Source organism: Sphingomonas sp. CD22 (assembly GCF_034556155.1).
Classification (GTDB): Bacteria; Pseudomonadota; Alphaproteobacteria; order Sphingomonadales; family Sphingomonadaceae; genus Sphingomonas.
This window is the reverse complement of sequence record NZ_JAYDYX010000004.1, coordinates 118,788-143,867: the sequence shown is the minus strand read 5'-3', so window position 1 is coordinate 143,867 and position 25,080 is coordinate 118,788. Positions and strand designations below refer to the sequence as shown.

Genomic DNA, 25,080 nt, shown 5'->3' with positions numbered 1-25,080 from the left:
GGTCGCCATCCGCGCCGACGGGCACGCGTGGCCGTCCCGCGCCGGTCGCGATCGGCAACGGTTCGGCCCTTCTGCAACCGCTGCGGTCAGCCCCTCAGACGCGCTCCAGCATCAGCGCGATCCCTTGCCCGACACCGATGCACATGAACGCCAGCGCATAGCGGCCACCGGTGCGGTGCAATTCCTCGACCGCGCTCATCGTGATCCGCGCCCCCGACATGCCCAGCGGATGCCCCAGCGCGATCGCGCCGCCGTTGCGGTTCACCCGCGGGTCGTCGGGCGCGATGCCGAGGTCGCGCAGCGTCGCGATCGCCTGGCTGGCGAAGGCTTCGTTGAGTTCGATCACGTCGAGCCGGTCCAGCGCGATGCCGGTGATCCGCACCAGCTTGCGCGCCGCCTCGATCGGCCCAACCCCCATGATCCGCGGCGCGACCCCCGCCGCCGCCATGCCGAGCACGCGCGCGCGCGGCGTCAGGCCGTGCCGCGCCGCCGCCGCTTCGGAGGCGACCAGCATCGCCGCCGCGCCGTCGTTGAGGCCGGAGGCGTTGCCCGCGGTCACGGTGCCGTCGGCGCGCACCACCGGCTTCAGTCCGGCGAGCGCCTCCAGACTGGTCGCGCGGGGATGCTCGTCCTGCGCGAAGACGATCGGGTCGCCCTTCCGCTGCGGGATGACGACCGGCACGATTTCCGCGGCGAGCCGGCCGCTGGCGATGGCGGCGGCGGCCTTCTGCTGGCTTGCGAGCGCGAACCGGTCCTGCGCCTCGCGGTCGACGTGCCACGCATCGGCGACGTTCTCGCCGGTCTTGGGCATCGTATCGACGCCGTACGCCGCGCGCATCGCCGGATTGACGAACCGCCAGCCGAGCGTCGTATCCTCGATCTTCTGCCCGCGGTCGAATGCGGTCGCCGCCTTGCCGAGCACGTAGGGTGCGCGCGTCATGCTCTCGACGCCGCCGGCGATGACGAGCTCGGCATCGCCCGACCGGATCGCCTGCGCGGCGATGCCCACCGCGTTGAGTCCCGAGCCGCACAGGCGATTGACCGTCGTCCCCGGTATCGCGTCCGGCAGGCCCGCCAGCAGCACCGCCATGCGCGCCACGTTGCGATTGTCCTCGCCGGCCTGGTTGGCGCAGCCGAGGATCGTGTCGTCCACCGCCGCCCAGTCGACGTGCGGATTGCGGTCCTTGAGCGCGCGGATCGGGATCGCGGCGAGATCGTCGGCGCGGACCGTGGCGAGCGCGCCGTTCAGTTTGCCGATCGGCGTGCGGATCGCGTCGCAGAGGAAGGCGTCGGGCATGGAAACCTCAGGCAAAGGTGTCGATAAGGGCCGCCGCGAGCGCATCGGGCGCCTCGAGCGGTGCGAGGTGCGCGGCGTCGAGCGCAACGTGGCGGGCGCCGGCGATCTGAGCAAGAAGATGGTCGCCATGGCCCGCAAACGGCGTCGAGACATCGCGGTCGCCGCTGACCACCAGCGGCGGCGCGGCGATCGCCCCCAGCCGGTCGGCCAGCCGCATGTCGCGGATCGCGGCGCCGCAGCCGGCATAGCCCGCCGGATCCATCGCCAGCAGCCCGCGCCGGATCGTCGCCTCGACCTCGGGATGCGCGTCGCAGAAGGCGGGCGAGAGGAAGCGGCCCATGACGGGATCGACGATGCTGCCGAGCCCCTCCGCACGCACCGTCTCGACGCGCGCGCGCCACGCCGCCCGGTCCATCGTCGCCGAGGTGCAGACCAGCGCCAGCCCGGCGACCCGCTCGGGCGCGTCGAGCGCCATCTGCATCGCGATCATGCCGCCGAGCGACACGCCGGCGATCCCCGCGCGATCGATCCCCGCGGCGTCCATCGCTGCGCCGATATCGCCGGCGAGCAGGGCCATGTCGTAATCGCCCGGCGTCGCATCGGAGGCGCCATGGCTGCGCGTATCGACCCGCAGCACGAGGAAGCGCCGGCGCAACGCGGGGAGCATCGGCGCCCACAGGTCCATGTCGGTGCCGATCGAGTTGAGCAGCACCAGCGGCGGCCGACCCCGCTCGCCTTCGAGCTTCCAGTAGAGGCGGGTGCCGACGGAGGGGACGAACGGCATCAGGCGGCCCTTGCCGAGGGGCCGTCGACCGCGAACGCCGCCGCCGTCTTCGCCCGCATTTCGTCGAGCGTGACGCCCGGCGCGAGTTCGACCAGCCGCAGCCCCGGCCTGTCGCACGCCAGCACCGCCAGATCGGTGACGATGAGATCGACGCACGCCTTGCCGGTCAGCGGCAGCGTGCACGCCGGCAGGATCTTCGGTTCGCCCGCCTTGTTGACATGATCCATCACCACGACGACGCGGCGGACGCCGGCGACGAGATCCATCGCGCCGCCCATGCCCTTCACCATCTTCCCCGGAATCGTCCAATTGGCGATGTCGCCCGCCTCGCTCACCTCCATCGCGCCGAGCACCGCCATGTCGATATGGCCGCCGCGGATCATCGCGAAACTGTCCGCGGAGGAGAAGAAGGACGAGGTCGGCAGCGCGGTGATCGTCTGCTTGCCGGCGTTGATGAGGTCGGGATCGACCGCGTCGCGCGTCGGAAACGGCCCGATGCCGAGCATGCCGTTCTCCGACTGGAGCGTCACGTCGAGCCCCGCGGGAACGTAATTGGCGACCAGCGTCGGGATGCCGATGCCGAGGTTGACGTAATAGCCGTCCTGCAATTCCTGGGCGGCGCGCGCCGCCATCTGCTCGCGGGTCCAGCCCATCAGACGCTCTCCTCTTCGCGGACGGTCAGCTTCTCGATCCGCTTTTCGTTGATCGTGCTCCGCACGATGCGATCGACATAGATGCCGGGCGTGTGGATGCAATCGGGGTCGAAGCTGCCCGCCGGCACGATCTCCTCGACCTCGGCGACCGTCACCTTGCCCGCGGTCGCCATGTTCGGGTTGAAGTTGCGCGCGGTCTTGCGGAACATGAGATTGCCGGCCGGGTCGGCGCGCCACGCCCTGACGATCGACAGATCGGCGCGCAGCCACGTCTCGCGGACATACTCCTCGCCCTCGAACGTCTCGACCGGCTTGCTCTCGGCGACGACGGTGCCGACGCCGGTCTTCGTATAGAAGGCCGGGATGCCCGCCCCGCCGGCGCGGATGCGCTCGGCGAGCGTGCCCTGCGGGGTCAGCTCCAGCGCCAGCGCGCCGGACAGATATTGCTGTTCGAACAATTTGTTCTCGCCGACGTAGCTGGCGATCATCTTCATGATCTGCCGGCTCTCCAGCAGCATCCACAGCCCGAACCCGTCGGCGCCGGCATTGTTCGAAATCACGGTCAGCCCCGTAACCCCGCTCGCGCGGATCTCGGGGATCAGGCTTTCGGGATTGCCCGACAGGCCGAAGCCACCCGACATGATCGTCATGCCGTCGAACAGCACGCCTTCCAGCGCCGCGGCTGGGCTATCGTAGATCTTGTTTCTCATCGTCGGCTCCTCAGCCCAGATCACCGCCGGCGACGGGGAGGACCGAGCCGGTAATATAGGATGCCTCGTCGGACGCGAGGAACAGGATCGGCGCGATCTGTTCGTCGAGCGTCGCATATCGTTTGAAGAAGGTGGAGGTCGTCGCCTGCTCGACCGCGTCCGCCATCCAGGCCCGTTCGCGCGCATCGTCGCCCGCCGGATTGCGCGGCACGATCCGCGGCGGCGCCTGCGTGCCGCCCGGCGCGGTCGCCACGACGCGGATGCCCGCCTCGCCATATTCCATCGCGAGGCTCTGCGTCAGCGCGTTGATCCCGCCCTTGGCCGCCGAATAGGGGACGCGCCGGATGCCGCGCGTCGCGTTGGACGAGACGTTGACGATCGTGCCCCCGCCGTGCCGCAGCATCACCGGCAGCACCGCATGACAGCCCCATAAGGTCGGCATCAGCGAGCGGCGAATTTCCGCCTCGATCTGGTCGGGCTCGAATTCGGCGAAGGGGCGCATGCGGATCGCGCCGCCGACATTGTTGACGAGGATGTCGACGCGCCCGAACAGCGCCTCGGCCTCGCCGATCGCCGCGACCGCCCCCGCGTGTGTTTCGAGATCGCAGGTGAAGGCGCGCGCCGCCCCGCCCGCCTCGCGTGCGACATCGTCGACGAACGCCGCACGGTCGACCAGCAGCACCGCCGCGCCCTCCGCCGCGGCGCGCAGCGCGACGCCGCGGCCGATGCCCTGTGCGGCACCGGTCACCACCATGACCTTGCCCGCGAAACGACCGGCGAAGATCATGCCGCCACCGCGGTGATCGCCGTCTCGGTCGGGGCGAATTTCTCGTAATGGAAATGCCGGGGATCGACGCCGCGTTCGCGCAGGAAGACGCGCACCGCCTCGACCATCGGCGGCGGGCCGCACAGATAGATGTCGCACTCGCCGGCGTTGAGATGCTCGTCGGTCAGAAAGTCGGTGACATGGCCCTTGAGCGGCTGCGCGCTCTGCGGGTCGGAGACGCACACCTCCCAGCTCATCGTCGGCAGTCGCGCCGCCAGCGCCGCGATCCGGTCGGTCTCGACGATATCGCCGTCCCGGGAGACGCCGTAGATCAGGTGGATCGGCTGGTCGACCTCGTCCGCCTCGTCCGCCAGCACCTCCAGCATCGACAGGATCGGCGCGAGGCCCGTACCGCCCGCCAGCAGCACCGTCGGGCGATCGACGTCGCGCAGGAAGAAGCTGCCCTGCGGCCCGACGAACGTCATCCGCGCGCCCGGTTCGGCCCGCGTCGTCAGCCATTCGCTCATCCGCCCGCCGGGAACGTTGCGGATCAGGAAGCTGGCTTCGTCGGCACCGGGCTTCGAACTGAACGAATAGGAGCGCGTCTCGCCGGTGCCCGGCACGGTCAGATTGACATATTGCCCCGGCAGGAAGGCGAGCGCGGCGGGATCGTCCGGGCGCAGATTGAGGATGATCGTCCCGTCGGACACCAAATCGACGTGCGTCACCGTGCCGCCATACTCGGCGGGCCGCACCTTGCAGGCCGAGGCCGGCACCGGCACCGCGATCACGCAGTCGGACGACACCTGCATCTGGCAGGTCAGCACCAGTCCCTCCCCCGCCTCGTCCGCGGTCAGCGCCTCGTCGATATAGTCGTCGCCCAGATCATAGGCGCCCGCCTCGCAGCGGCATTTGCACGTCCCGCACACCCCGTCCGAACAGTCCATCGGCAAATTGACCTTCTGGCGGAAGGCGGCGTCGAGCACCGTCTCGCCGGCGTTGCAGTCGATGAAGCGCGTCGCGCCATCCTCGAAGTTGAGAGCTATGCGATAGGCCATGATCATCCTCTCGGGGCCCGGCGATCAGACGTGATAGACGTCGATGACCTGCCGGATATAGTCGTTCTTCAGGACGACTTTCTTGCTGGTGATGCGCGGCTGCTCGCCGCCGACGTCGATCGTGTAGAAGGACGTGCCGAAGAAGCTCAGCGTCTCCTTGTAGCGGTGGCTGAGCGTGTGCCAGTTGAACCGCACCTCCAGCCTGCCGTCATGCTCGCCGACGATCTCGACATTGGTGACCGCGTGATTGGTGCGCGGTTCGGGCATGCTCGCACCCGACCGCTCGGTCTTGATGCGGAAGACGCGATCCTCCAGCCCCTCGCGATTGGGATAATAGATCAGCGAGATCTCGCGCTGCGGGTCGTCGACGAGCTGGTCGTCATCGTCCCACGCCGGCATCCAGAAGACGACCTCGGGCGCGTAGCAGGTCAGCCATTCGTCCCATAGACGATCGTCGAGCAGCCGCGCCTCGCGGTAGAGGAAGGCGACCACCGCGTCATAGCCGATCGTCATGCCGCCACCCGCAGGCGATCGTCCGGGCGGACCGCATTGCCGTCGTCGCCGCCGCCATCGCAGTCGAGCGCGGCGATCAGCGTGCGTGCCCAATATTCGTGCTGGCGGACGAACAGCCCCTCGTCCTCGCTGCGGCCGCCGCTCAGGATCGGTTCGAGCCCCATCGCCTTGGCATTGTCGTCCGGCCCGGCGATCCAGTGCGTCGCGCCGCGGCTGAGGTCGTTCCACAATTCGCCGGCGCCCGCATAGGCCGCCTGGCACGAACGGAATTCCTCCAGATCGTCGGGCGTGCCCATGCCGCTGACGTTGAAGAAATCCTCATATTGGCGGATGCGCAGCGCGCGTTCGGCGTCGCTCTCGCCCTTCGGCGCGAAGCAATAGATGGTGACCTCGGTCCGGTCGACCGCGATCGGCCGGACCACGCGGATCTGGGTCGAGAACTGGTCCATCAGATAGACGTTGGGATAGAGGCACAGATTGCGCGTCTGCATCAGGATCGGCGCGGCGCGCTCGGCGCCCAGCCGCTGCTCCAGCTCGGCGCGATGCGCGTAGACCGGCCGCACCTCGGGATTGAGCAACCGCGTCCACAGCAGGATATGGCCGTGATCGAAGCCGTAGACGCCACCGACGCTCTTCGACCAGCCGTCGGGATCGACCGCCTTGGTCGCATCCGCCTGCCGCCGGCCGGTGGTCGCCGCATAATTCCAGTGGACCGCGCTGACATGATAGCCGTCGGCGCCATTCTCCATCTGCAGCTTCCAGTTGCCGTCATAGACATAGGAGGAATTGCCGCGCAGCACCTCCAGTCCCTCCGGCGCCTGGTCGACCATCTGGTCGATGATGACGCGGGTCGAACCGAGCCAGTCTTCCAGCGTCGGCACGTCGGGGTTGAGGCTGCCGAACAGAAAGCCGCGATAGCTTTCGAACCGCGCGACCTTCGTGAGATCGTGCGAGCCGCCGGTGTTGAACGCCTCGGGATAATCGGCATTCCTGCCGTCCTTCACCTTGAGCAATTTGCCGGTGTTCGCGAACGTCCAGCCATGGAACTGGCAGGTGAAGCTGCCCTTGTTGCCATGCTTCCTGCGGCACAGCATCGCGCCGCGATGCGCGCAGGCGTTGATGACCGGGTTGAGTTGCCCGGTCTTGTCGCGGGTGATGATGATCGGCTGGCGGCCGATGACGGTGGTGAAATAATCGTTGGCGTCCGGGATCTGGCTTTCGTGCGCCAGATAGACCCAGTTCGCCTCGAAGATGTGCTTCATCTCCAGGTCGAACAGCTCCGGGTCGGTGAACACGTCTCGCCGGCAGCGGAAGGTGCCGGTGGCGGGATCGTCGACGACGGCGGTTTGCAGACGGGTGCGAAGGTCGGTCATCATGCGTCTCCTTGCGCGCGGATCAGGCGGCGACGGCGAGGCGGGCGCGGTGCGAGAAATGCTCTTCCTCGGCATCCTCGGCGCGCTGGAGGTGGAAATCGAAGACGATCGTCGCGCTGTCGCCCTGCCGGTTCGGCACCGGCAGCAGGCCCTCGCGCGTGCCGAAGGCGAAATCGTCCGCGGCGAAGGGATCGTCGCCGAAATTGATTTGCGTCGTCAGGACGCGATAGCCCGGCGCCTCGATGAAGAAATGGACGTGCGCGGGGCGGTTGCCGTGGCGACCCAGCGCCTTCATCAGCGTATCCGAAGCGCCGCCGGGCGGCACGCTATAGCCGTTGGGCATCTTGGAATGGAACGCATAGCGGCCGTCGTCGCCGACCCGGATGCGGCGGCGGTTGTTGAACGGCGTCTGTTCGTGCGTCGGGTCGAAATGCGAATAGAAGCCCTTCGAATTGGCGTGCCAGACATGCAGGATCGCGCCCGGCACCGGCTCGCCGTCCGGCCCGGTGATGCGTCCGCTCATATAGAGCGTGCTGGTCTCGTCGGGATCGGTGGTGAGGTTCGCGTCATTGTCGACCAGCGGCGCGCCAGCGACATAGAGCGGCCCTTCGATCGTGCGCGGCGTGCCGCCGGTCTTGCCCGCCTCGACGTCCTTGGCGTCCATATAGAGGTCGAGGAAATGCTCGATCCCGCTGCCCGGCATCAGCAGGCCGAACTCGCCCGCACCCGATTGCAGGAAATTGACCGCGTCCCACACCTCGTTCTCGCTGATGTCGTGACGGACGATGAGCGTCATGATCTGCTCGATCAGATCGCGCAGGATGACCTTCAGCCGCGGATTGCCGCCCGCGCTGCCCACGCCGGCGGCGCGGTCGAGCAGGTCCTGAACGGCGGGGGTCTGTACGAAGCCTGTGTCCATCACGTCTCTCCTGGATTGGGCGCCGCCTGCGGCGGTCGTCTGGTCAGCGGTCGTCGTCGTGCAGCGACGAGGGGTGCCGGCACAAAGCCGTCACGCGCATCGTCATGAAGGGGTAGAGCGGCAGGCTCGTCAGGATGTCGTGCAGCTCCGCATTCGTGCCGACATCGAAGATGCTGACATTGGCGTATTGCCCGACGACCCGCCAGATATGCCGCCAGATGCCGGCGCGTTGCAGCTCCTGGAAGCGCGCCTTCTCCGCAGCCTTCAGCCGCGCCGCCTCGTCGGCATCGAAGCCGGATGGGATGTTCACGTCCATCTCGACCTGGAACAGCATGGCTCAGGCCCTTTCCGCGACGACGTGGAGGAGCGGCGCGGTGCGGTCGCGCCGGTGGAAGGCGATGCGATCCTCGTCGAGCGCGATGCCGAGTCCGGGGCCGGTCGGCACCGCGAGGTGGAAGTCGACGTAGCGCAAGGGCTCGGCGAGGATGTCCTGCGTCAGCAGCAGCGGCCCGAACAATTCGGTCCCCCAGGCCAGCGACGGCAAGGTCGCGCACAGATGCGCCGAGGCGACCGTGCCGACCCCGCCCTCCAGCATCGTCCCGCCATACAGGCCGACGCCCGCCGCCTGCGCGATCGTCGCGACGGCATGCGCCGGCAGCAGCCCGCCCGATTGCGCGATCTTCACTGCGAACACCCGCGCCGCACCGCGCGCCGCGATCGCGAAGGCATCGGCGGGGCCGTGCAGCGCCTCGTCGGCCATCAGCGGGATGACGTGCTTGGCCGACAGCCGCGCCATCGCGGCATGATCGTGGCGCGCCACCGGCTGCTCGACCAGATCGCAGCCCGCATCCTCGAGCAGCCGCATGCCGAGATCGGCCTGCGCCTCGTCCCAATTCTGGTTGACGTCGACGCGCACGCTGCCGCGGTCGCCGAGCGCGCGCTTGATCGCGGCGACGTGCGCAACGTCGGCGCGCACGTCGCGCTTGCCGATCTTGAGCTTGAAGATGTTGTGGCGGCGCTCGGCGAGGACGCGTTCGGCCTCCTCGATATCGCGCGCGGTATCGCCGCTCGCCAGCGTCCAGGCGACCGGCAAACGCTCGCGGACGCGGCCGCCGCCGATCAGCTCCGACACCGGCACGCCGAGCCGCTTGCCCGCCATGTCGAGCAGCGCCGTCTCGACCGCGCATTTGGCGATATGGTTGCCGGACACGTGTTTCGCGATCCTCGCCATCGCGGCACCGACGCGGCGCGCGTCGCAGGTCTTGAGGACCGGCGCGATATAGGTGTCGATCGCCAGCCTGATCCCCTCGGGGCTTTCCGCGCCATAGCTGAGGCCGCCGATCGTCGTGCCCTCGCCCACCCCCTCGACGCCGTCGGCGTCGCGCAGCCGCACGAGGACGATCGACTGATGATGCATCGTCGCCATCGCCAGCACGTGCGGGCGGATCGTCGGGATATCGACGATGAAGGTATCGATCTCGCTGATCGCAACCATGGCCTGCGGCATCCTCAATCCCGTGTTCTCTGCAAGGAACCTAGGATTTGGAGGCTGGTCTAGCAAAGACCGTTATGGTCTAAGCGCGATACTCCGGAGGTATGAATGATGGACCTGCGTCAGCTCCGCTATTTCGTCGCGGTCGCCGCCGAGCGCAATTTCAACCGTGCGGCGGAGCGGCTGCACATGGCGCAACCGCCGCTCAGCCGCTCGATCCAGCAGCTTGAGGCGGATATCGGCGCCGCCTTGATCGACCGCAGCGCGCGGCCGCTGGCGCTGACCCCGATGGGGCAGATCTTCCACGATCAGGCGCTGCAGATCCTGCGCCGCGTCGACGACATGCGCGCGATGATGACTGCCGCGATCGCCACCGAGACGCGGCGCTTCACGATCGGCTTCGTCGCCTCGACCATCTATGCCCGGCTGCCCGGCCTGATCCGCGAATTTCGCGCCGAGATGCCCGATGTCGAGCTGACGCTGGTGGAAAGCACGACGCTCGACCAGATCGCCGCGCTCAAGGAGGGGCGGATCGACATCGGCTTCGGCCGCATCCGCTTCGACGATCCGGCGGTACGCCGCACCGTGCTGCGCCGCGAACCGCTGGTCGCCGCGGTGCCGCTGGCGAGCGCGCTCGGCCGTGATGGCGCGCCGGTCTCGCTCGCCGCGCTCGCACGCGAGAAGCTGATCCTCTACCCCAGCGCGCCGCGGCCGAGCTATGCCGATCAGGTGCTGTCGCTGTTCCACGACGCCGGCCTCACGCCGGACGCGGTGCTGGAAGTGCGCGAATTGCAGATCGCGATCGGCCTCGTCGCCGCCGAGGAGGGCGTCGCGGTGATCCCCGAGTCGGTCCGGCGCGCGCACACCGACGACGTCCGCTACCTCGACCTCGCCGAGCCGGCGACCTCGCCGATCATCATGAGCCACCGCGTCGGCGACTTTTCGCCCGAGATCGTCGCCTTCCTGCGCCTCACCGCGCGCAAATATGCCGACTGGGGCTATCCCGTTCCCGAAGCGCTGCTCGCCGAACCGTTCCGCTAAAGCGGATCGGCGTGCACGTCCGGTGGAAGCGATGATGGTCGAGGGAGATCGAACGCGCGCCTCCGCGCGAACCCTCCTCCCCCCGCATCCGGATCGTTGCCGCCCTGATTACCGGATGCAGCCGCGGCTGCGATGATCGGAACGCCCGCCGCTATTGCCGCGCCAGCGTCTGCAGCCAGAGCATGACGATCAGTCCCGACGCCGGCACCAGCAACACCATCGGGTGCCCGCGCTGCTCGCCATAGAGCAGCCACGCCAGCAGCGACGTCGCCAGCCAAGGCAGCAGGCCGACATACCAGCCCGACCCGCCATAAAACGACAGGCTCGACACGATCGCGACGGCGAACGACGCGACGAGGTACAGCAACAGGGATCGCGACATCGGCCAGGTCCTGAGTCTCGTTGCGATGCATCATGCCGCGGTGCCGGCGCGGGTGGAAGACCGAACGTGGTGCCGCGCAAGGCCTTCCTCGCCGCCACGCGCGGCGCCGCTATCGCCCGGTCAGCGGCATTCGACCGTCAGATGCGCCACCGCCCCGACCGGCGCGAGGCGATGGCGGATCGTCTCGCAGGTCACGCCCGGCACCGCGACGACGCTGACGATCGCCGCATGCGCATCGGGGCCGACCCGCCAGACGTGGAGGTCGGCGATCCGCGCGTCGCCGGGCGCCTCGACCAGCGCGCGCACCGTGCCCGCGACCGGTGCCGCGCTGCGGTCGAGCAACACCGCCGCGGTGTCGCGCAGCAGCGTCCACGACCAGCGCGCGATCACCAGCGCGCCGACGATCCCCATCGCCGGGTCCATCCAGCCCCAGCCGAGATAGCGCCCCGCCAGCAATGCCGCGATCGCCAGCACCGAGGTCAGCGCATCGGCGAGGACATGGACATAGGCGGAGCGCAGGTTGTTGTCCCCGCCATGCGCGTGGGGATGCGGTTGCGCGTGATCGTCATGATGATGCCCGTGCCCCCCATGGTCGTGGTGATGCCCGCCGCGGAGCAGCAGGACGCTGACGATGTTCACCACCAGCCCGAGCGTCGCGATCGCCGCCGCTTCGCCGAAGGCGACGGTGACCGGCTCGAACAATCGGAGCGCGGATCCGATGCCGATGGCGGCCGCGATCAGTCCGAGCACCATCGCCGAGGCGAAGCCGGCGAGATCGCCGACCTTGCCCGTGCCGAAACTATAGGCGGGATCATGCGCATGCCGCCGCGCATAGCCATAAGCGGCGGCGGCCACCGCGAGCGCACCGGCATGCGTCGCCATATGGAAGCCGTCGGCGAGCAGCGCCATCGATCCGGTCGCATAGCCCGCGCCGACCTCCCCCACCATCATCACCGCGGTCAGCGCGACCACCCAGCGCGTTCGCCGCGCATGCGCGTCATGCGCCGTCCCGAGGAACAGATGGTCGTGCGACGGAAGCGCAGATGCGAAGGCCATGGCGATACCCCTATTTGCCGTAGCGGCGGATGACGGCGAGCAGTTCGTCCGCGCCGCGGGCACGGTCGGCATCGGACAGGCCGGGCCGCGCGACGTGCGTGGCGAGATGATCGGCGATGATCTCGTCCATCAGCCCGTTGACCGCGCCGCGCACCGCCGCGACGCGGTGCAGGACGGTGTCGCAATCGGCATCGCCGACGAGTTCGCGCTCGATCGCGGCGACTTGCCCGGCGATCTTGCGGACCCGAACGATCAGGTCCGGGGCGGCTTTGGCAGTGTGGCTCATACCCTACCCCCCTAACCTAGGTTGACTGTCGTTGCAAGTTCACCCCGTCGCCAGCTCAGGACGGGAGCCGCGGCCCGCCGTCGCCGTCGCGGCGACGTCACTCCAGCCCGACCGGGCAGGACGGGAGAATATGAAAGAGCATCATGTCAACCGGTTATGACATATTGTATCACGTTCAGCTTGTAGAAAGGTTTGCACGTGCCGAATAGGGCCGTGTCCAGCCGCGCATATCCCCATCGGTCCCGACCCGGCATGCTGCTCGCGCTGCTGATCTTGTGGTCGTTCGTCTTCGACGGGACGGTGCTCCAGGCGCACCAGCATCCGCTGGCGCGGGCTGCTGTGCCCGGCGCACCGGCCGGGCCATCCGTCATCGCCGATCTCGACGAGGACTGCCCGCTTTGCGCCGCCGCGGCGTCGATCGAACCGTTGCTGCCGACGGAACCGGTCGATCCCATCCGCCCGCCGGGCGACGTCGCCGCGGCGGTCGCGATCGCCGGCACCTATCCTGCGCACACGTCGCGCGGCCATATCTGGCGCAGTCGCGCGCCCCCGGGAACCGTCACCGCCCCCTGACGGCGCGAAAACCGCCCGTGGTGCCCGGCATCGCGGCGGTCCGCGTCTTACGCGACATTTCCGGAGTCCAACATGCGTTTCATCCTGCTTGCCGGTGCGGCCGTCGCCGCGCTCGTTCCCGCCTGCGCGTGCGCCGCTACGGACACGCCCACGACGCCCGCCCCAGCCGCACAGACCGATACCGGGCGCGACATCATCGTCACCGCCTCCCCCATCCAACACGACCGCGACGACACGCCGGCGATCTCCGCCAAGGTCGACGCCGCCGACATCCTGCATCAGGGCGGGGCGAGCATCGCTGATGCGCTCGCCCGCATCCCCGGCATCGCCGCGACCGGCTTCGCCAGCGGCGCGAGCCGGCCGATCGTCCGCGGCATGGACGCCACCCGCGTCCGCATCCTCGAAGACGGCACCAGCGCCTCCGACGTCTCCGACATCGGTCCCGACCACGGCATCCCGATCGATCCGCTCGCCGCGCGCAGCATCGAGGTGGTCCGCGGCGCCGGCACGCTGCGCTACGGCAGCCAGGCGATCGGCGGCGTCGTCAACGTGCTCAACAACCGCATCCCCACCGCATTGTCGAAGACGCCGCTGTCGGGCGAAGTGGAGGGCACGTACGGCACCGTCTCCGATCTCTACCAAGGCGCGGCGCTGGTCGATGCGACGCTCGGCAATCTCGCGCTCCACGCCGACGGCTTCGGCCGTCACACCGGCAATTACGACACGCCGCTCGGCACCCAGCAGAATTCCTTCTTCAAGGGCAATGGCGGCGCACTCGGCGGCTCGTATTTCTTCGGCGGCGATGCGGGCAGCCGGATCGGCGCGGCCGTCTCGCATTATGCCGCGCAATACGGCATCCCCAGCGACACCACCCATATCGACATGCGCCAGACCAAGGTGATGACGCGCTCGTCCTTCGCGCTGGGGTCGGGGCTGTTGCAGCGGCTCGATCTCGACGGCAGCTACGCCGATTACACGCATGACGAGAAGGAGCCCGACGGCACGATCGACACGACCTTCCACAACAAGGAATATAACGGCCGCGCCGAGCTGCTGCTCGACCGGATCGGCTTCATCGACAATTCGGCGCTCGGCGTCGAATATCAGCATCGCGCCTTCTCCGCGGTGGGCGAGGACAGCAGCTATCTGTTCCCCGCGACGATGGAGAGCATCGCGGGCTATCTGTTCACCGACACGCGCATCGCCGATCGCCTGCACCTCGAGGCAAGCGGCCGGGTCGAGCACGTCCGGCTCGCCGGAACGCCGCGGTCCGACGTCTATGCCACGCCCGATTTCACGCCGATCAGCGCCGCGCTCGGCGCGCTCTATACGGTGACGCCGGCGATCAAGCTGGGTGCGACCTTCTCCAGCACCGGCCGTGCGCCGGCGCTGACCGAGCTGTTCGCCCGCGGCGGGCACGACGGCCCCAATACGTTCGAGACGGGCGACCCCCGGTTGCGCATCGAACGCGCCAATTCGCTCGAAGGGACGTTGCGCGTCCGGTCGGGCGGGTTCCGCTTCGACGGCAGCGTCTACAGCAGCTGGTTCCGCAACTATATCTACGGCGACCTCACCGGCCGCGTCTGCGACGACGACGGCACCTGCGCGGTCGATGGCGACGGCGATCTGCGTGAGCTGAACTATCGCCAGCAGGACGCGCATTTCCGCGGCGTCGAGGGCGAGGCGAGCTACGATCTGGTGCACACTGCCAGCGGCGTCTACCGGTTCAACCTGCTCGCTGATTATACCCGCGCGACGCTCGACGACGGCAGCAACGTGCCGCGTATCCCGCCCTATCGGGTCGGCGGGGGGCTCAACTGGCGGGGCGATCGGCTCGATGCCGGGTTCAACCTGATCTACGCCGGGCGCCAGGACAAGGCCGGGGCGTTCGACACGCCGACGCCGAGCTATGTGTCGCTCGACGGGCAGCTCGCCGTCCGGCCGTTCACCGCCTATCCTCACGTCGAACTCGCGCTGGTCGGCCAGAACCTCACCAACGACGTCCAGCGGCTCGCCACCGCGCTCAACAAGGACAGCGTCGTGATGCCGGGGCGCAGGTTGATGGTGACGCTCAAGATCGCCAGTTAGACGGTCTTACGGCCCCCCGCGCGCGATGGCGGTGCGCGCGGGGCCGCCGGTTCATCGCCGCTCAGCGGCTGCGCGCTCGCCCGGTTGCGATCGCTTCGTCAGGCCGCCCCGCCGCTGGCATCGACGCGATCGACCAGATCGCGAAGCCCCGCCTCGTCGAGACCGAGCGACATCAGCGCGAGCGTCCCGCGCAGTTCCTCGGGATCGATGTTGCGGGTGATGAACACCATTCGCGTCCGCCGGTCGGCGGAGGGCCAGTGGTCGAGCTCGACCGGCGGGTGGAAGATATGCTGCACGCCATGGACGACGACCGGCGCGTCATGGCCGGCGAGATGGACGATGCCCTTGACGCGCAACAGGTCGGCACCGCGGAACATGGTGAGCAAGCCGAGCCAGCGATCGAAGGCGAGCGGGTCCAGCGGCTGGTCGAACGTCAGGCAGGTGGCGCGGATACCGTCGCCGTGCCGGTTCACGTCGTGATGATCGTGGCCGTGATGATGATCGTCCGCATAGGCTTCGTCGGCGAGCCAGCGGCGTACGTCGGCGCTCTTGCTCGCCGGGTCCCATAATCCGACGTCGAAGAGCGACGCGGGATCGACCATCCCGTCGCGCACCCCGATCACCGGCGCAGCGGGGTTGAGCGTGGCGAGCCGCGCGCGCAGCGCCGCCTGTCCGGCATCGTCGACGAGATCGGTCTTGGTGAGCAGCAACCGGTCGGCGACCGCCACCTGTTTGACCGCCTCGCCATGCGTGTCCAGCGTCGCCATCCCCGCCGCGGCATCGACCGTGGCGATCACCGCGTCGAGCCGGTACAGCGGTTCGAGCCCCGCATCGGCGACCAGCGTGTGCAGGATCGGCGCGGGGTCGGCGAGCCCGGTCGTCTCGATCACCACGCGGTCGAACCAGCATCGTCCGTCGCGCGCGAACCGCCAGGGCGCATCGCGCAACGTCCGCGCCAGATCGCCGCGGATCGTGCAGCACAGGCAACCGCCCATCAACTCGACCACCAGATCCTCGCTGGATCGCGCGATCAGCTCGTGATCCAGCCCGACCGCCCCGAATTCGTTGATGACGACCAGCGCCCGCGCCATCCCCGGTGACCGCACCAGCCGATTGAGCAGCGTCGTCTTGCCGCTGCCGAGAAAGCCGGTCAGCACCGATACCGGGATGCGGTCGGCCAGCGTGCGCGCCGCGTTCATGCCGATCCCCCCGCCTGTCTGCCCCGCCTGTCTGCGCAGTGATCGATGGGGACTGGACATAGGACGAGGGCTCCGCATATGTTATGTTGTATCATGTCGCATGGGATGACGATCATGGCAATATCCTCCGGTTCCCCCCGCTTCGTTCCCGATCGCCGCCTGCCGGTGACGGTGCTCTCCGGCTTTCTCGGTGCGGGCAAGACGACCCTGCTCAACCATATCCTCGCCAATCGCGAGGGCCGCCGCGTCGCGGTGATCGTCAACGACATGTCCGAGGTGAATATCGACGCCGATCTCGTCCGCGGCGGCGAGGCGGCGCTGTCGCGCTCGGAAGAAGCCTTGGTCGAGATGACCAACGGCTGCATCTGCTGCACCTTGCGCGACGATCTGCTTGCCGAGGTGCGCGCGCTCGCCGAGGCCGGTCGGTTCGACTATCTGGTGATCGAGAGCACCGGCATTTCCGAACCCCTGCCCGTCGCCACCACCTTCTCGTTCCGCGACGAGCACGGCGTCTCGCTCGGCGACGTCGCGCGGCTCGACACGATGGTGACGGTGGTCGATGCGCTCAACCTGCTCGCCGATTATTCGAGCCGCGATTTCCTCGCCGATCGCGGCGAGAGCCTGGGCGAGGACGATACGCGCAGCCTCGTCGGTCTGCTGGTCGAGCAGATCGAGTTCGCCGATGTCGTCGTCGTCAACAAGGCGTCGTCGGTGTCGCCCGAGCAGCTCGCGACGGTCAGGAAGCTGGTCGCCAGCCTCAACGCCGATGCGGTGATCGTGCCGTGCGACCATGGCCACGTCGATCTCGATCTGGTGCTCGCCACCGGGCTGTTCGACGAGGAGAAAGCGGCACGCCATCCGCTCTGGGCGAAGGAGCTGTACGGCTATGCGCACCACCGGCCCGAGACCGAGGAATATGGCATCGAAAGCTTCGTCTATCGCGCCCGCGCGCCGTTCGATCCGGCGAAATTCCATGCCTTCCTGACGGGCGGCGGGCTCGACCATGTCGTGCGCGCCAAGGGCCATTTCTGGTTGGCGACGCGCCCCGACTGGGTCGGCGAGCTGGCGGTGGCGGGCAGCCAGACGATGACCTCGCGCATGGGCCGCTGGTGGGCGTCGATCCCCAAGCATCAATGGCCCGACCACGGCCGGTTCGAGGAGTTCGTCGCAAAACATTGGGACCCGGTCTGGGGCGACCGGCGGCAGGAACTGGTGTTCATCGGCATCGGGATGGACGAGGCGAAGATCCGCCGCGCGCTCGACGCCAGCCTCGTCGCGACGCGCGCCTTCACGCCCGACCTGTGGCGGACCTTGCGCGATCCCTTCCCCACCTGGGGCGAGCGGCAGCTCGAAGCCGCGGAATGAGCCTCGCCGCGACCGATCGCGACGTGGCGGTCGGCACGACGGCGGACGGTCTCGCGGCCATCGCGCATCCTGCCACCGCGCTGGCGATCTGGCAGCGCTCGCTCCCGTCCCACTTGCGCGCGGCGCTGGCGCGGCTCGATCTCGACAGCATCGACGATATCGCATTGGACGCGATCGACGCGCCGCTCGACGATAGCTTGCGCGCGGCCGGCCATCCCGAAGCAATCGTCGCGCCGCTCGGGGCCGACATCGCCGGGTTGCTCGATCGCCATGCCGCGCTGACCGGCCGCGACCGGCCGGCGCTAAGGCTCGAAGTGGTCGAAACCGATGCCTGCCGCCGCTTCCACGCCGATTACGTCACGCTTCGGCTGCTGTGCACCTATGTCGGCCCCGGCACGCAATGGCATCGCGTCGCGACGCCCGGCGCGATCGAACAGGTGCCGACCGGCGCAGTCGCGCTGTTCAAGGGACGGCTGCTGCTCGATCCGCCGACGCTGCTCCACCGCTCGCCGCCGATCATGGCGGCGGGCGGCCGCCGGCTGATGCTAGTCATCGACCCGCCGCGTGACGCGTCACCCGTAGGCGGCTGAACAGGACTTCGGCGCGATAGTCTTCTCTCCCGCCTTCACCAAGCAGACGAACGTACGGGAGATGAAAAGCTCATGCAGCGCCACCGCGGTCGCCTGACCGATGGTGACGTGGGTGACCCCGTGCTGTGCCGCGTCGCTTTCCATTGCCCACGCTGCCCCTTCGTGCGCCTCAAGACCAAGCGCGTTTTCGCGCCCTGCGCCGATCAAGCCGCCGTTGAAGCGGCTGCGACGGCATATGCGTCGCCCCACGCTTTCAGCGCCAAGATTACGGGTTCGAGCGTCCGGCCCCGCGGCGTCAGGCTGTATTCGACCTTGGGCGGCACCTGCGCATAGATGTGGCGGTCGACCAGGCCATCAGCCTCCAGTTCGCGGAGCTGGTTGGTCAGCATCCGCTGCGTGCAGGTTTGCAACAGCCGCCGCAGCTGGTTGAACCGTACCGGTCCGTCGAGCAGATGGTAGAGGATCACGCCCTTCCACTTGCCGCCGATCACCTGCAACGTCCCCTCGACCGGACAGCCCGGCCCGCAGTCGAGGCTGGTATGACGGACACGGCTCATGACGGTATCCTTTCCGACACTATAGGCGGTTTATGTGCGTTCTTGCGGGCCGGTGCACAATGGCCGATCTCGCGGTCGATCGCAGGCACAGGAGATCGATCATGAAGGCCGTCGGATATCGCATAGCGGGCAGCATCGAACGCGACGACGCGCTTGTCGACATCGAACCGCCGATGCCGGTCGCGCGCGGCCATGACCTGCTCGTCGCGGTGAAGGCGGTGTCGGTCAACCCGGTCGACACCAAGATCCGCCAGGGCGTCGCGCCGGACGACGGCGAATGGAAACAGCTCGGCTGGGACGCTGCCGGCGTGGTCGCCGCGGTCGGCGATGCGGTCGAAGGCTTCACGGTCGGCGACGCGGTCTATTATGCCGGCGCCCTCGATCGGCCGGGGACCAACGCCGAATATCATCTGGTCGACGCACGGATCGTCGCGCGCAAGCCCACCACGCTCGAGTTCGCCGATGCCGCAGCCTTGCCGCTGACCGCGATCACCGCATGGGAGGCGCTGTTCGAGCGGCTGGCGGTGCGGACCCCCGTCGCGGGCGCGGCGCCGGCGTTGCTGATCGTCGGCGGCGCGGGCGGGGTCGGCTCGATCGCGATCCAGATCGCGCGCGCCGCGACCGGCCTCACCGTCATCGCCACCGCCTCGCGCCCCGAAACCGCCGACTGGTGCCGGTCGCTCGGCGCGCATCATGTCGTCGATCACCGCAAGCCGCTCGACGCGGAAATCGCCGCGCTGGCCCTTGATGCGCCGCCCGCGTTCGTGTTTTCGACGACGCACACGGACGCGCACCTGCCCGCGCTCGCCGAACTGATCGCGCCACAGGGTCGCCTCGCGCTGATCGACGATCCGGCAATGCTCGACATCACTCCGTTCAAGCGCAAGAGCGTGTCGGTCCATTGGGAATTCATGTTCACCCGCTCGCTGTTCGCGACCGCCGATATCGCGGCGCAGGGTGCGTTGCTTGCAGAGGTGGCACGGCTGGTCGATGCCGGCGCGATCCGCACGACGCGCACGCAGACGCTTGGCCCGATCGATGCCGCCACGCTCAAGCGGGCGCATGCGCTGATCGAGAGCGATGCCACGCGCGGCAAGATCGTCCTCGAAGGCTTCGGCGGCTGACATGGCCGCGTCGGCGCTGGACGTCGTGCGGGCCTGGTATCGCAGCGGCGATCCCGCGTTGCTCGCGCCGGAGATCGACTGGCGGGTGCTGGACAGCTTTCCGGCGGGGGGCAACTATCGTGGCCGGGACGCGGTCCTCGACCGCTTCTTCCCTGCGGTACTGGCCCGCTTCGCCGCCTATGAAACGATGCCCGAGAGCTTCCATGTCGCTGGCGGGACGATCGTCGCCACGGGGCGCTACCGGGTCCGCGGCCTGACGGGGGTCGCGGCGGAGGCCGACTTCGCACACATCTGGACGGTGGAAGAGGGCTCGATCGTGGCGTTCCGCCAGATTGCGGACACAGTCGCGATCGGGGCCGCGATCGGGGCCACAAGCGGCTAGACCCGCGCGTCAGTCCGCGCCCTCCGTCGCGATCGACGCCGTCTCCGGCAGGCCGGCGGCCAGCGCGTCGATCGCGATCCGGACCCGCAGCGGCAGATGCGGCGTCTGTGGCCACAGCACATGGCTCTCGAAGACATGCGCCGGCAGGTGCGGCAGCACCATCGCCAGCCGCCCGGCAGCGACGTCGTCGCGGATCAGCCAGCAGGGCAGCCAGGCGAGGCCGTGCCCCGCCACCGCCGCGTCGCGGATCGTGCCGAGATCGTCGAACCGCATCCGGCTCGGCGGCACGATCTCTTCCGGTGCAGCGCCGGCGCGCGGAAACAGCCACGATCGCACCCGCCCGGGCCGCCCGTACAGCACGGCGCGATGGTGCGGCAGGTCGGCGAGCGTCGCCGGCATCCCCGCCGCGGCGAGATAGGCCGGCGACGCGCATATCCCCATCCGCTGGCGCGCGACCCGCCGCGCGGCGAGCCCCGGCCAGTCCTGCAACGGCCCGTTACGCACGACCAGATCGAAGCCGTCCTCCACCACGTCGACCAGCCGATCGTTGAAATTGAGGTCGATCGCCAGCTTCGGGTGCGTATCGAGCAATCCGATCAGGATCGGCGCGACGCGCATCCGCCCGAACAGCACCGGCACCGAAACGCGCAGATGCCCCACGACCTCGCGCCGCCCCGACTCCAGTTGCGCCGTCGCGGCATGGACCTCGTCGAGCGCGCGGCGGCAATGTTCGAAGAAGGCCTGGCCGTCGTCGGTCAGCACGAGCGTGCGCGTGGTCCGGTGGAACAGCCGCACGCCAAGCCGCCGTTCGAGGCGCGCGACCGTACGCCCCACCGCCGACCGCGTCAGGTTGAGCTTCGCCGCCGCCGCCGCAAAGCCGCCCGCCTCCACCGCCGCGACGAAGACCGGCAGATCGGCAAACATATCGCCGCGGTTCATTGTCGCCTCCCGCGCACCCATCGGGGTCCGATCTATCGCCACCGCTGCGCCTCGATCAACGGTATTCGTCGGACATCACCATTGGAAAGGAACGACGATGGCAAGGATGAAGCGCTGGACGATCGCCGGTTTCGGCCGCGACACGCTCCGGCTGGACGATGCGCCGGTGCCCGAGCCGCGCGCCGGCGAATTGCTCGTGAAGGTCGCCGCGGTCTCGCTCAACTATCGCGACAAACTGGTGATCCAGGATGGCATGGGCGGGATGTCGCTCCCGTTCCCGTTCGTGCCTGGCTCCGATCTCGCCGGCACCGTGGTCGCGGCAGGTGACGGTGCAGGACGGTTCGCCGTCGGCGATCGCGTGATCTCGACCTTCTTTCCCGGCTGGATCGATGGCCCTCATCCGGGCGACGCATCGGCGCCTCCCTATAGCGCGCTGGGCGGCCTTCATCAGGGCGTGCTCGCCGAATATGTCGCATTTCCCGAGGACTGGCTGACCGCGGCACCGCACACGCTGGACCTCGCCGCGGCGAGCACCCTGCCCTGCGCCGGCCTCACCGCCTGGACCGCGCTGGCCGAACTGGGCAAAGTGCGCGCGGGCACCAGCGTGCTGGTACAAGGAACGGGCGGCGTCGCGCTATTCGGTCTGCAGATCGCCAAGGCGCATGGCGCCGAGGTCTTCGTCACCTCGGCCGGCCCGGCGAAACGCGAGCGGGCGATCGCGCTGGGCGCCGATCACGCGATCGATCGCGATGGCTGGGTCGAGACGGTCCACCGCCTCACCGCGGATCGCGGTATCGATCATATTCTCGAAATCGTCGGCGGCGCGCATCTCGGCCGGTCGCTGGAGGCGGTCGCGATGCACGGGCGGGTGTCGCTGATCGGCGTGATCGACGGCTACGACCTGTCCGCCGCGGCGCACCACCTGATGCTCAAACAGGCGGTGGTGCAGGGCATCCGCGTCGGGCATCGCCGCGCGTTGGAAGATCTGGTCCGCGCGGTCGACGTCGACCGCATCGCACCGGTGATCGCCCAGCGTTACGCCTTCGACGCCCTCCCCGCGGCGCTCGACCATCTCGATCGCGGGCCGTTCGGCAAGATCGTCGTCACGCTGGAGTGAGCGCCGCCAGCGCCGGCGCGGCAAGCAACAAGCTGGCGATGACCGCACCATAGCCGGCGATCGCCGCCGAACCATCGGTCGGGCCGCCGTGAGAGGTCATCCCCCGCCGACGCGGCGCCGGGATTGCGCGACGGGAGAGTCCGGGCGCACGGCCAGCATCGCCGCGCGCGCAAGCGCCGTCACCACGAGGGATTCCCCGAAGCGCAGCCCCTCGCCGCGCAGCTGCGGCAGCGAGCGGACCGGCTCGGGCACCATATCCACCGCGGCGCGAACCAGCAGCCGTTGCATGCCACGCGCCCAGCGCGGCAGGATCGGCGCACCGTTCATGATCGCGAGGAACTCTCCGAGGATCTCCGAGGGTTCGAGCCGCGGCGCGGTCTCCGCGAGCAAACGGTCCCATTCGGCCCGCGACCGCGGCGCGCCGGTCGCGCCATAGAGCCGCGCGGCGACCTGTCCCTCGGCGAAGGCGGCGTCCTGCTCGACCGGGGTCAGGGGGCGGGCGAAGCGGTGATAGGCCTGGGTGAAGCCGAAGGTCGCGGTCGCCTGGACCCAGTCGAGCAGGCGCGGGTCGTTGGCGCGATAGGGGGTTCCGTCGGGTGTGGTGCCGCGCACCCGGTCGTGGATCCCGACGACATGGGCGATGACTTCCGCCGCGCGGGACCGCGCACCATAAACGGTGATCATCGCGATGAAGCCGGTGCGGCGCAGCCGCGTGCCCGGATCAGTGCGGAAGCTGCTGTGCTCCCATACCCCCGACCGTACCGAGGGTTCCGCCATCTCGAGCAGCACCGCCGCCACCCCGCCGATGAACATCGTCACCGGATTGGCGAACACCCGCCATGTCACGCCGTCGGCCCGCACCAGCGCCGGCTCTCCCGGCGGCGTGGTGAAATCGAAGCCCAGCCCGGCGGGAGGCTTCAGCATATCCTGCATCATGCTCATCGCCGCGCCGCCTTGCCGGCATGCGGCGAACCGCGCCGCTTGCAGCGATCGGACCAAGGCTCGATAACGACACGCAACGAACCGGCAGACATGGTTCGATCTCCAGATATGACTATCGACTGGTCATAAATAAGGTAAGTGATGGACGAGGCAATAGCCCCGAAGCGCCGCGATGCGCGCCAGATGCGGTCACGCGTCGCAATGCACCGGGCGCTGTTCGCGCTGCTGGCGGAGGAGCCGTTCGATCGGATCACCGGGGCGATGGTCGCCGATCGCGCGGGGATCGGCTATTCCACCTTCTTCCGCCATTATCCGGATGTCCGCGCGTTGCTGGTCGATGCCGTCCGCGCGCTGACCGACGATTTCGCGCAGGCGCTCCTGCCCGCCCTGCTGCGGCAGGATGGCCCCGGCGCTGCCCGCAGCTTCATCGATGCCGTCGATGCGCGGCGGGCGCAGATCGCCATGCTGATCGGTATCGGCGACGTGCTCCGACGCGAATTGCGGCGGCAGATCGTCGATCGGTTCGCCGCCTTGCCGGATACGGGAGCGACCTGGCTGCCGCGCCGGCTGGCGATACGGATCGCGGTGGCGTCGACCGTCGAACTGCTCGACTGGTGGCTGAACGAGGATCCGGAGCACGACGCGGCCGACATCGCCGAGCTGTTGAACACAGCGATCCTCCACCCGCTGATGACGAAACCGTGATGCCGCGCGAAGACTTAACGATCACGCGCAAGCGCATTCGGGATGCTCGGCGTCACCCCATCAAGCGGCCCCGGTTCCCGACGTTGAGCCGGCGCGTCTGGAAGGTGACGCCGCCGACGTTGATCGCCGCACGCGCCGCGCGTATCGCACGCGAATGACCCGCAATCGACCTTGGCGAAAAGCCCTGATCGCCCTGTTCGTCGCGGTCGTCGCCTTCACCGGCTATCACGCGGTTCGGACGATCAGCGACGCAATCTACTGGAATGCGCACCGCGACGAGCCGATCGAGCGGTGGATGACGATAGGCTATGTCGCGCATTCCTATCATGTGCCACCGCACGTCCTGCACCAGGCGTTAAACCTGCCGCCGATGCCGGACCATCGTCCGCTCGGCCGGATCGCGCGCGACAGCGGGCGTTCGATGGACCAGATCGAGGCGAAACTGACGTATGCGATCGTCCACGCGCGGCCGCCCTACCCGCCACCCGGACCGCCGCCGCGACCCTCCATGCCGTCCGCTTCATCGACGCCGTCGCCCGCGCGATGACCGAGCAGTTGCTTGAACTGCTGACGACCTACGGTCTGCCGGCATTGTTCGGGGTGATGATCCTCGCCGCGGCCGGCATGCCGTTCCCCAGTTCGCTGACGTTGGTCGCGATGGGGTCGTTCGTCGCGCAGGGGGAGTTGGCATTCTGGCCGGTGATCGTCGCGGGCGCCGCCGGCGCGGTCGTCGGCGACCAGATCGGCTATGCCTTCGGGCGATATGGCGGCCGACCGTTGCTCGCGGCGGTCACGAAGCGGATCGGCGGGGCAGACAAGGTCGAGCAGGCCGAAGCCTATTCGCGCAAATGGGCGGGTTGGGGCATCTTCTTCAGCCGGTGGCTGATCGGGCCATTGGGACCGTGGATCAACGTCACCAGCGGACTGACCGAATACCCCTGGATCCGGTTCATCGTGCTCGACGTCGCGGGTGAGGTCCTGTGGCTTGTGATCTACGTCTCGCTGGGCCGCGCCTTCAGCGACCAGGTTCAGACGATCGCGAGCCTGCTCGGCAATCTGACCTGGGTGATCGTCGGCTTGCTGGTCGCCGGCCTGCTCGGCTGGAAATTGTTCGGCCGGCCGGCCAGCAGCCCAGACGACGCGGTTTGAGAACGAGGCGTCGCCGTCGT

General features: G+C 68.7%; 30 protein-coding genes. 11 read left to right on the top strand and 19 right to left on the bottom strand.

Features of this window, described 5'->3' with window-relative positions; all coding sequences use genetic code 11:
- Positions 1-94: 94 nt before the first annotated feature.
- Genes pcaF through SFC76_RS09325 form a run of 11 tightly spaced genes read right to left on the bottom strand, consistent with a single transcriptional unit; the run spans position 95 to position 9,568 of the window.
- On the bottom strand, positions 95-1,297 hold the full coding sequence (gene pcaF, locus SFC76_RS09375; RefSeq protein ID WP_322849213.1) for a 3-oxoadipyl-CoA thiolase: 1,203 nt from the start codon (positions 1,295-1,297) through the stop codon (positions 95-97).
- 7 nt (positions 1,298-1,304) lie between these two features.
- Positions 1,305-2,081, bottom strand: coding sequence for a 3-oxoadipate enol-lactonase (pcaD, locus tag SFC76_RS09370; protein WP_322849212.1), 777 nt, complete (start codon positions 2,079-2,081; stop codon positions 1,305-1,307).
- Positions 2,081-2,734, bottom strand: coding sequence for a 3-oxoacid CoA-transferase subunit B (locus SFC76_RS09365; protein ID WP_322849211.1), 654 nt, complete (start codon positions 2,732-2,734; stop codon positions 2,081-2,083). The genes pcaD and SFC76_RS09365 overlap by 1 nt, the downstream gene beginning before the upstream one ends.
- Positions 2,734-3,444 carry a CoA transferase subunit A gene (locus SFC76_RS09360; protein ID WP_322849210.1) on the bottom strand — a complete coding sequence of 237 codons (711 nt, stop codon included), beginning with the start codon at positions 3,442-3,444 and terminating at the stop codon, positions 2,734-2,736. Before SFC76_RS09360 ends, SFC76_RS09365 begins: the two co-directional genes overlap by 1 nt.
- Before the next feature lie 10 nt (positions 3,445-3,454).
- On the bottom strand, positions 3,455-4,231 hold the full coding sequence (gene benD / locus SFC76_RS09355; RefSeq protein ID WP_322849209.1) for a benzoate diol dehydrogenase BenD: 777 nt from the start codon (positions 4,229-4,231) through the stop codon (positions 3,455-3,457).
- Positions 4,228-5,268 carry a benzoate 1,2-dioxygenase electron transfer component BenC gene (benC, locus tag SFC76_RS09350; protein WP_322849208.1) on the bottom strand — a complete coding sequence of 347 codons (1,041 nt, stop codon included), beginning with the start codon at positions 5,266-5,268 and terminating at the stop codon, positions 4,228-4,230. The genes benD and benC overlap by 4 nt, the downstream gene beginning before the upstream one ends.
- A gap of 24 nt (positions 5,269-5,292) precedes the next feature.
- Entirely contained in the window at positions 5,293-5,781 is a 489-nt protein-coding gene (gene benB / locus SFC76_RS09345; RefSeq protein ID WP_322849207.1) for a benzoate 1,2-dioxygenase small subunit, read from the bottom strand.
- Complete coding sequence (locus SFC76_RS09340) at positions 5,778-7,157, bottom strand: Rieske 2Fe-2S domain-containing protein (RefSeq protein WP_322849206.1); 1,380 nt, start codon at positions 7,155-7,157, stop codon at positions 5,778-5,780. Before SFC76_RS09340 ends, benB begins: the two co-directional genes overlap by 4 nt.
- 19 nt (positions 7,158-7,176) lie before the next feature.
- Positions 7,177-8,073, bottom strand: a complete 897-nt coding sequence (locus SFC76_RS09335; RefSeq protein ID WP_322849205.1) for a dioxygenase — start codon at positions 8,071-8,073, stop codon at positions 7,177-7,179.
- Between the two features lie 43 nt (positions 8,074-8,116).
- Positions 8,117-8,407 (bottom strand): muconolactone Delta-isomerase, encoded by a 291-nt coding sequence (catC, locus tag SFC76_RS09330; protein ID WP_322849204.1) that lies wholly within the window; start codon positions 8,405-8,407, stop codon positions 8,117-8,119.
- Positions 8,408-8,410: 3 nt separating this feature from the next.
- Positions 8,411-9,568 carry a muconate/chloromuconate family cycloisomerase gene (locus tag SFC76_RS09325; RefSeq protein ID WP_322849203.1) on the bottom strand — a complete coding sequence of 386 codons (1,158 nt, stop codon included), beginning with the start codon at positions 9,566-9,568 and terminating at the stop codon, positions 8,411-8,413.
- A 108-nt stretch (positions 9,569-9,676) separates the two neighbouring features.
- Here SFC76_RS09325 and SFC76_RS09320 point away from each other — a divergent pair, with 108 nt between their 5' ends.
- Entirely contained in the window at positions 9,677-10,606 is a 930-nt protein-coding gene (locus SFC76_RS09320; protein ID WP_322849460.1) for a LysR family transcriptional regulator, read from the top strand.
- Between the two features lie 151 nt (positions 10,607-10,757).
- Here the strand turns inward: SFC76_RS09320 and SFC76_RS09315 are convergent, their stop codons facing one another.
- The 3 genes from SFC76_RS09315 to SFC76_RS09305 all read right to left on the bottom strand — a co-directional run bounded on the left by SFC76_RS09315 (position 10,758) and on the right by SFC76_RS09305 (position 12,330).
- On the bottom strand, positions 10,758-10,988 hold the full coding sequence (locus SFC76_RS09315) for a hypothetical protein (protein WP_322849202.1): 231 nt from the start codon (positions 10,986-10,988) through the stop codon (positions 10,758-10,760).
- A gap of 120 nt (positions 10,989-11,108) precedes the next feature.
- Entirely contained in the window at positions 11,109-12,044 is a 936-nt protein-coding gene (gene dmeF, locus SFC76_RS09310) for a CDF family Co(II)/Ni(II) efflux transporter DmeF (RefSeq protein WP_322849201.1), read from the bottom strand.
- A gap of 10 nt (positions 12,045-12,054) precedes the next feature.
- On the bottom strand, positions 12,055-12,330 hold the full coding sequence (locus SFC76_RS09305; RefSeq protein ID WP_322849200.1) for a metal/formaldehyde-sensitive transcriptional repressor: 276 nt from the start codon (positions 12,328-12,330) through the stop codon (positions 12,055-12,057).
- Between the two features lie 252 nt (positions 12,331-12,582).
- On the opposite strand from SFC76_RS09305, the gene SFC76_RS09300 reads away from it, so the two are divergent.
- Positions 12,583-12,903, top strand: a complete 321-nt coding sequence (locus tag SFC76_RS09300; RefSeq protein ID WP_322849199.1) for a hypothetical protein — start codon at positions 12,583-12,585, stop codon at positions 12,901-12,903.
- Between the two features lie 72 nt (positions 12,904-12,975).
- The gene (locus SFC76_RS09295; RefSeq protein ID WP_322849198.1) at positions 12,976-14,991 is read left to right on the top strand and encodes a TonB-dependent receptor; all 2,016 of its coding nucleotides are present in this window, start codon (positions 12,976-12,978) and stop codon (positions 14,989-14,991) included.
- A gap of 98 nt (positions 14,992-15,089) precedes the next feature.
- Here the strand turns inward: SFC76_RS09295 and SFC76_RS09290 are convergent, their stop codons facing one another.
- Positions 15,090-16,190 carry a GTP-binding protein gene (locus SFC76_RS09290; RefSeq protein ID WP_322849197.1) on the bottom strand — a complete coding sequence of 367 codons (1,101 nt, stop codon included), beginning with the start codon at positions 16,188-16,190 and terminating at the stop codon, positions 15,090-15,092.
- A gap of 114 nt (positions 16,191-16,304) precedes the next feature.
- On the opposite strand from SFC76_RS09290, the gene SFC76_RS09285 reads away from it, so the two are divergent.
- Positions 16,305-17,555, top strand: a complete 1,251-nt coding sequence (locus SFC76_RS09285; protein ID WP_322849196.1) for a GTP-binding protein — start codon at positions 16,305-16,307, stop codon at positions 17,553-17,555.
- Positions 17,552-18,145 (top strand): DUF1826 domain-containing protein, encoded by a 594-nt coding sequence (locus SFC76_RS09280; RefSeq protein WP_322849195.1) that lies wholly within the window; start codon positions 17,552-17,554, stop codon positions 18,143-18,145. Before SFC76_RS09285 ends, SFC76_RS09280 begins: the two co-directional genes overlap by 4 nt.
- On the opposite strand, the gene SFC76_RS09275 is transcribed toward SFC76_RS09280, so the two are convergent.
- The gene (locus tag SFC76_RS09275) at positions 18,128-18,352 is read right to left on the bottom strand and encodes a hypothetical protein (protein ID WP_322849194.1); all 225 of its coding nucleotides are present in this window, start codon (positions 18,350-18,352) and stop codon (positions 18,128-18,130) included. The genes SFC76_RS09280 and SFC76_RS09275 overlap by 18 nt on opposite strands.
- On the bottom strand, positions 18,349-18,702 hold the full coding sequence (locus SFC76_RS09270) for a winged helix-turn-helix transcriptional regulator (protein ID WP_322849193.1): 354 nt from the start codon (positions 18,700-18,702) through the stop codon (positions 18,349-18,351). Before SFC76_RS09270 ends, SFC76_RS09275 begins: the two co-directional genes overlap by 4 nt.
- Before the next feature lie 101 nt (positions 18,703-18,803).
- On the opposite strand from SFC76_RS09270, the gene SFC76_RS09265 reads away from it, so the two are divergent.
- Both SFC76_RS09265 and SFC76_RS09260 read left to right on the top strand, forming a co-directional pair.
- On the top strand, positions 18,804-19,826 hold the full coding sequence (locus tag SFC76_RS09265) for a zinc-binding alcohol dehydrogenase family protein (RefSeq protein ID WP_322849192.1): 1,023 nt from the start codon (positions 18,804-18,806) through the stop codon (positions 19,824-19,826).
- 1 nt (position 19,827) lies between these two features.
- Positions 19,828-20,208: a nuclear transport factor 2 family protein gene (locus tag SFC76_RS09260; protein ID WP_322849191.1), complete on the top strand. Its 381-nt coding sequence runs from the start codon at positions 19,828-19,830 to the stop codon at positions 20,206-20,208.
- Positions 20,209-20,217: 9 nt separating this feature from the next.
- Here SFC76_RS09260 and SFC76_RS09255 read toward each other — a convergent pair whose 3' ends face one another.
- A complete protein-coding gene (locus SFC76_RS09255) occupies positions 20,218-21,147 on the bottom strand; it encodes a LysR family transcriptional regulator (RefSeq protein WP_322849190.1) in 930 nt (309 codons plus the stop codon).
- 97 nt (positions 21,148-21,244) lie between these two features.
- On the opposite strand from SFC76_RS09255, the gene SFC76_RS09250 reads away from it, so the two are divergent.
- Entirely contained in the window at positions 21,245-22,264 is a 1,020-nt protein-coding gene (locus tag SFC76_RS09250) for an NAD(P)-dependent alcohol dehydrogenase (RefSeq protein WP_322849189.1), read from the top strand.
- 96 nt (positions 22,265-22,360) lie between these two features.
- Here SFC76_RS09250 and SFC76_RS09245 read toward each other — a convergent pair whose 3' ends face one another.
- Positions 22,361-23,206 (bottom strand): oxygenase MpaB family protein, encoded by an 846-nt coding sequence (locus SFC76_RS09245; RefSeq protein ID WP_322849188.1) that lies wholly within the window; start codon positions 23,204-23,206, stop codon positions 22,361-22,363.
- Positions 23,207-23,347: 141 nt separating this feature from the next.
- Between SFC76_RS09245 and SFC76_RS09240 the strand changes: the two genes are divergently transcribed.
- The 3 genes from SFC76_RS09240 to SFC76_RS09230 all read left to right on the top strand — a co-directional run bounded on the left by SFC76_RS09240 (position 23,348) and on the right by SFC76_RS09230 (position 25,060).
- Positions 23,348-23,911, top strand: coding sequence for a TetR/AcrR family transcriptional regulator (locus tag SFC76_RS09240; RefSeq protein WP_322849187.1), 564 nt, complete (start codon positions 23,348-23,350; stop codon positions 23,909-23,911).
- Positions 23,912-24,065: 154 nt separating this feature from the next.
- On the top strand, positions 24,066-24,458 hold the full coding sequence (locus tag SFC76_RS09235) for a hypothetical protein (protein ID WP_322849186.1): 393 nt from the start codon (positions 24,066-24,068) through the stop codon (positions 24,456-24,458).
- Positions 24,455-25,060, top strand: coding sequence for a DedA family protein (locus tag SFC76_RS09230; RefSeq protein WP_322849185.1), 606 nt, complete (start codon positions 24,455-24,457; stop codon positions 25,058-25,060). The genes SFC76_RS09235 and SFC76_RS09230 overlap by 4 nt, the downstream gene beginning before the upstream one ends.
- Positions 25,061-25,080: the final 20 nt, after the last annotated feature.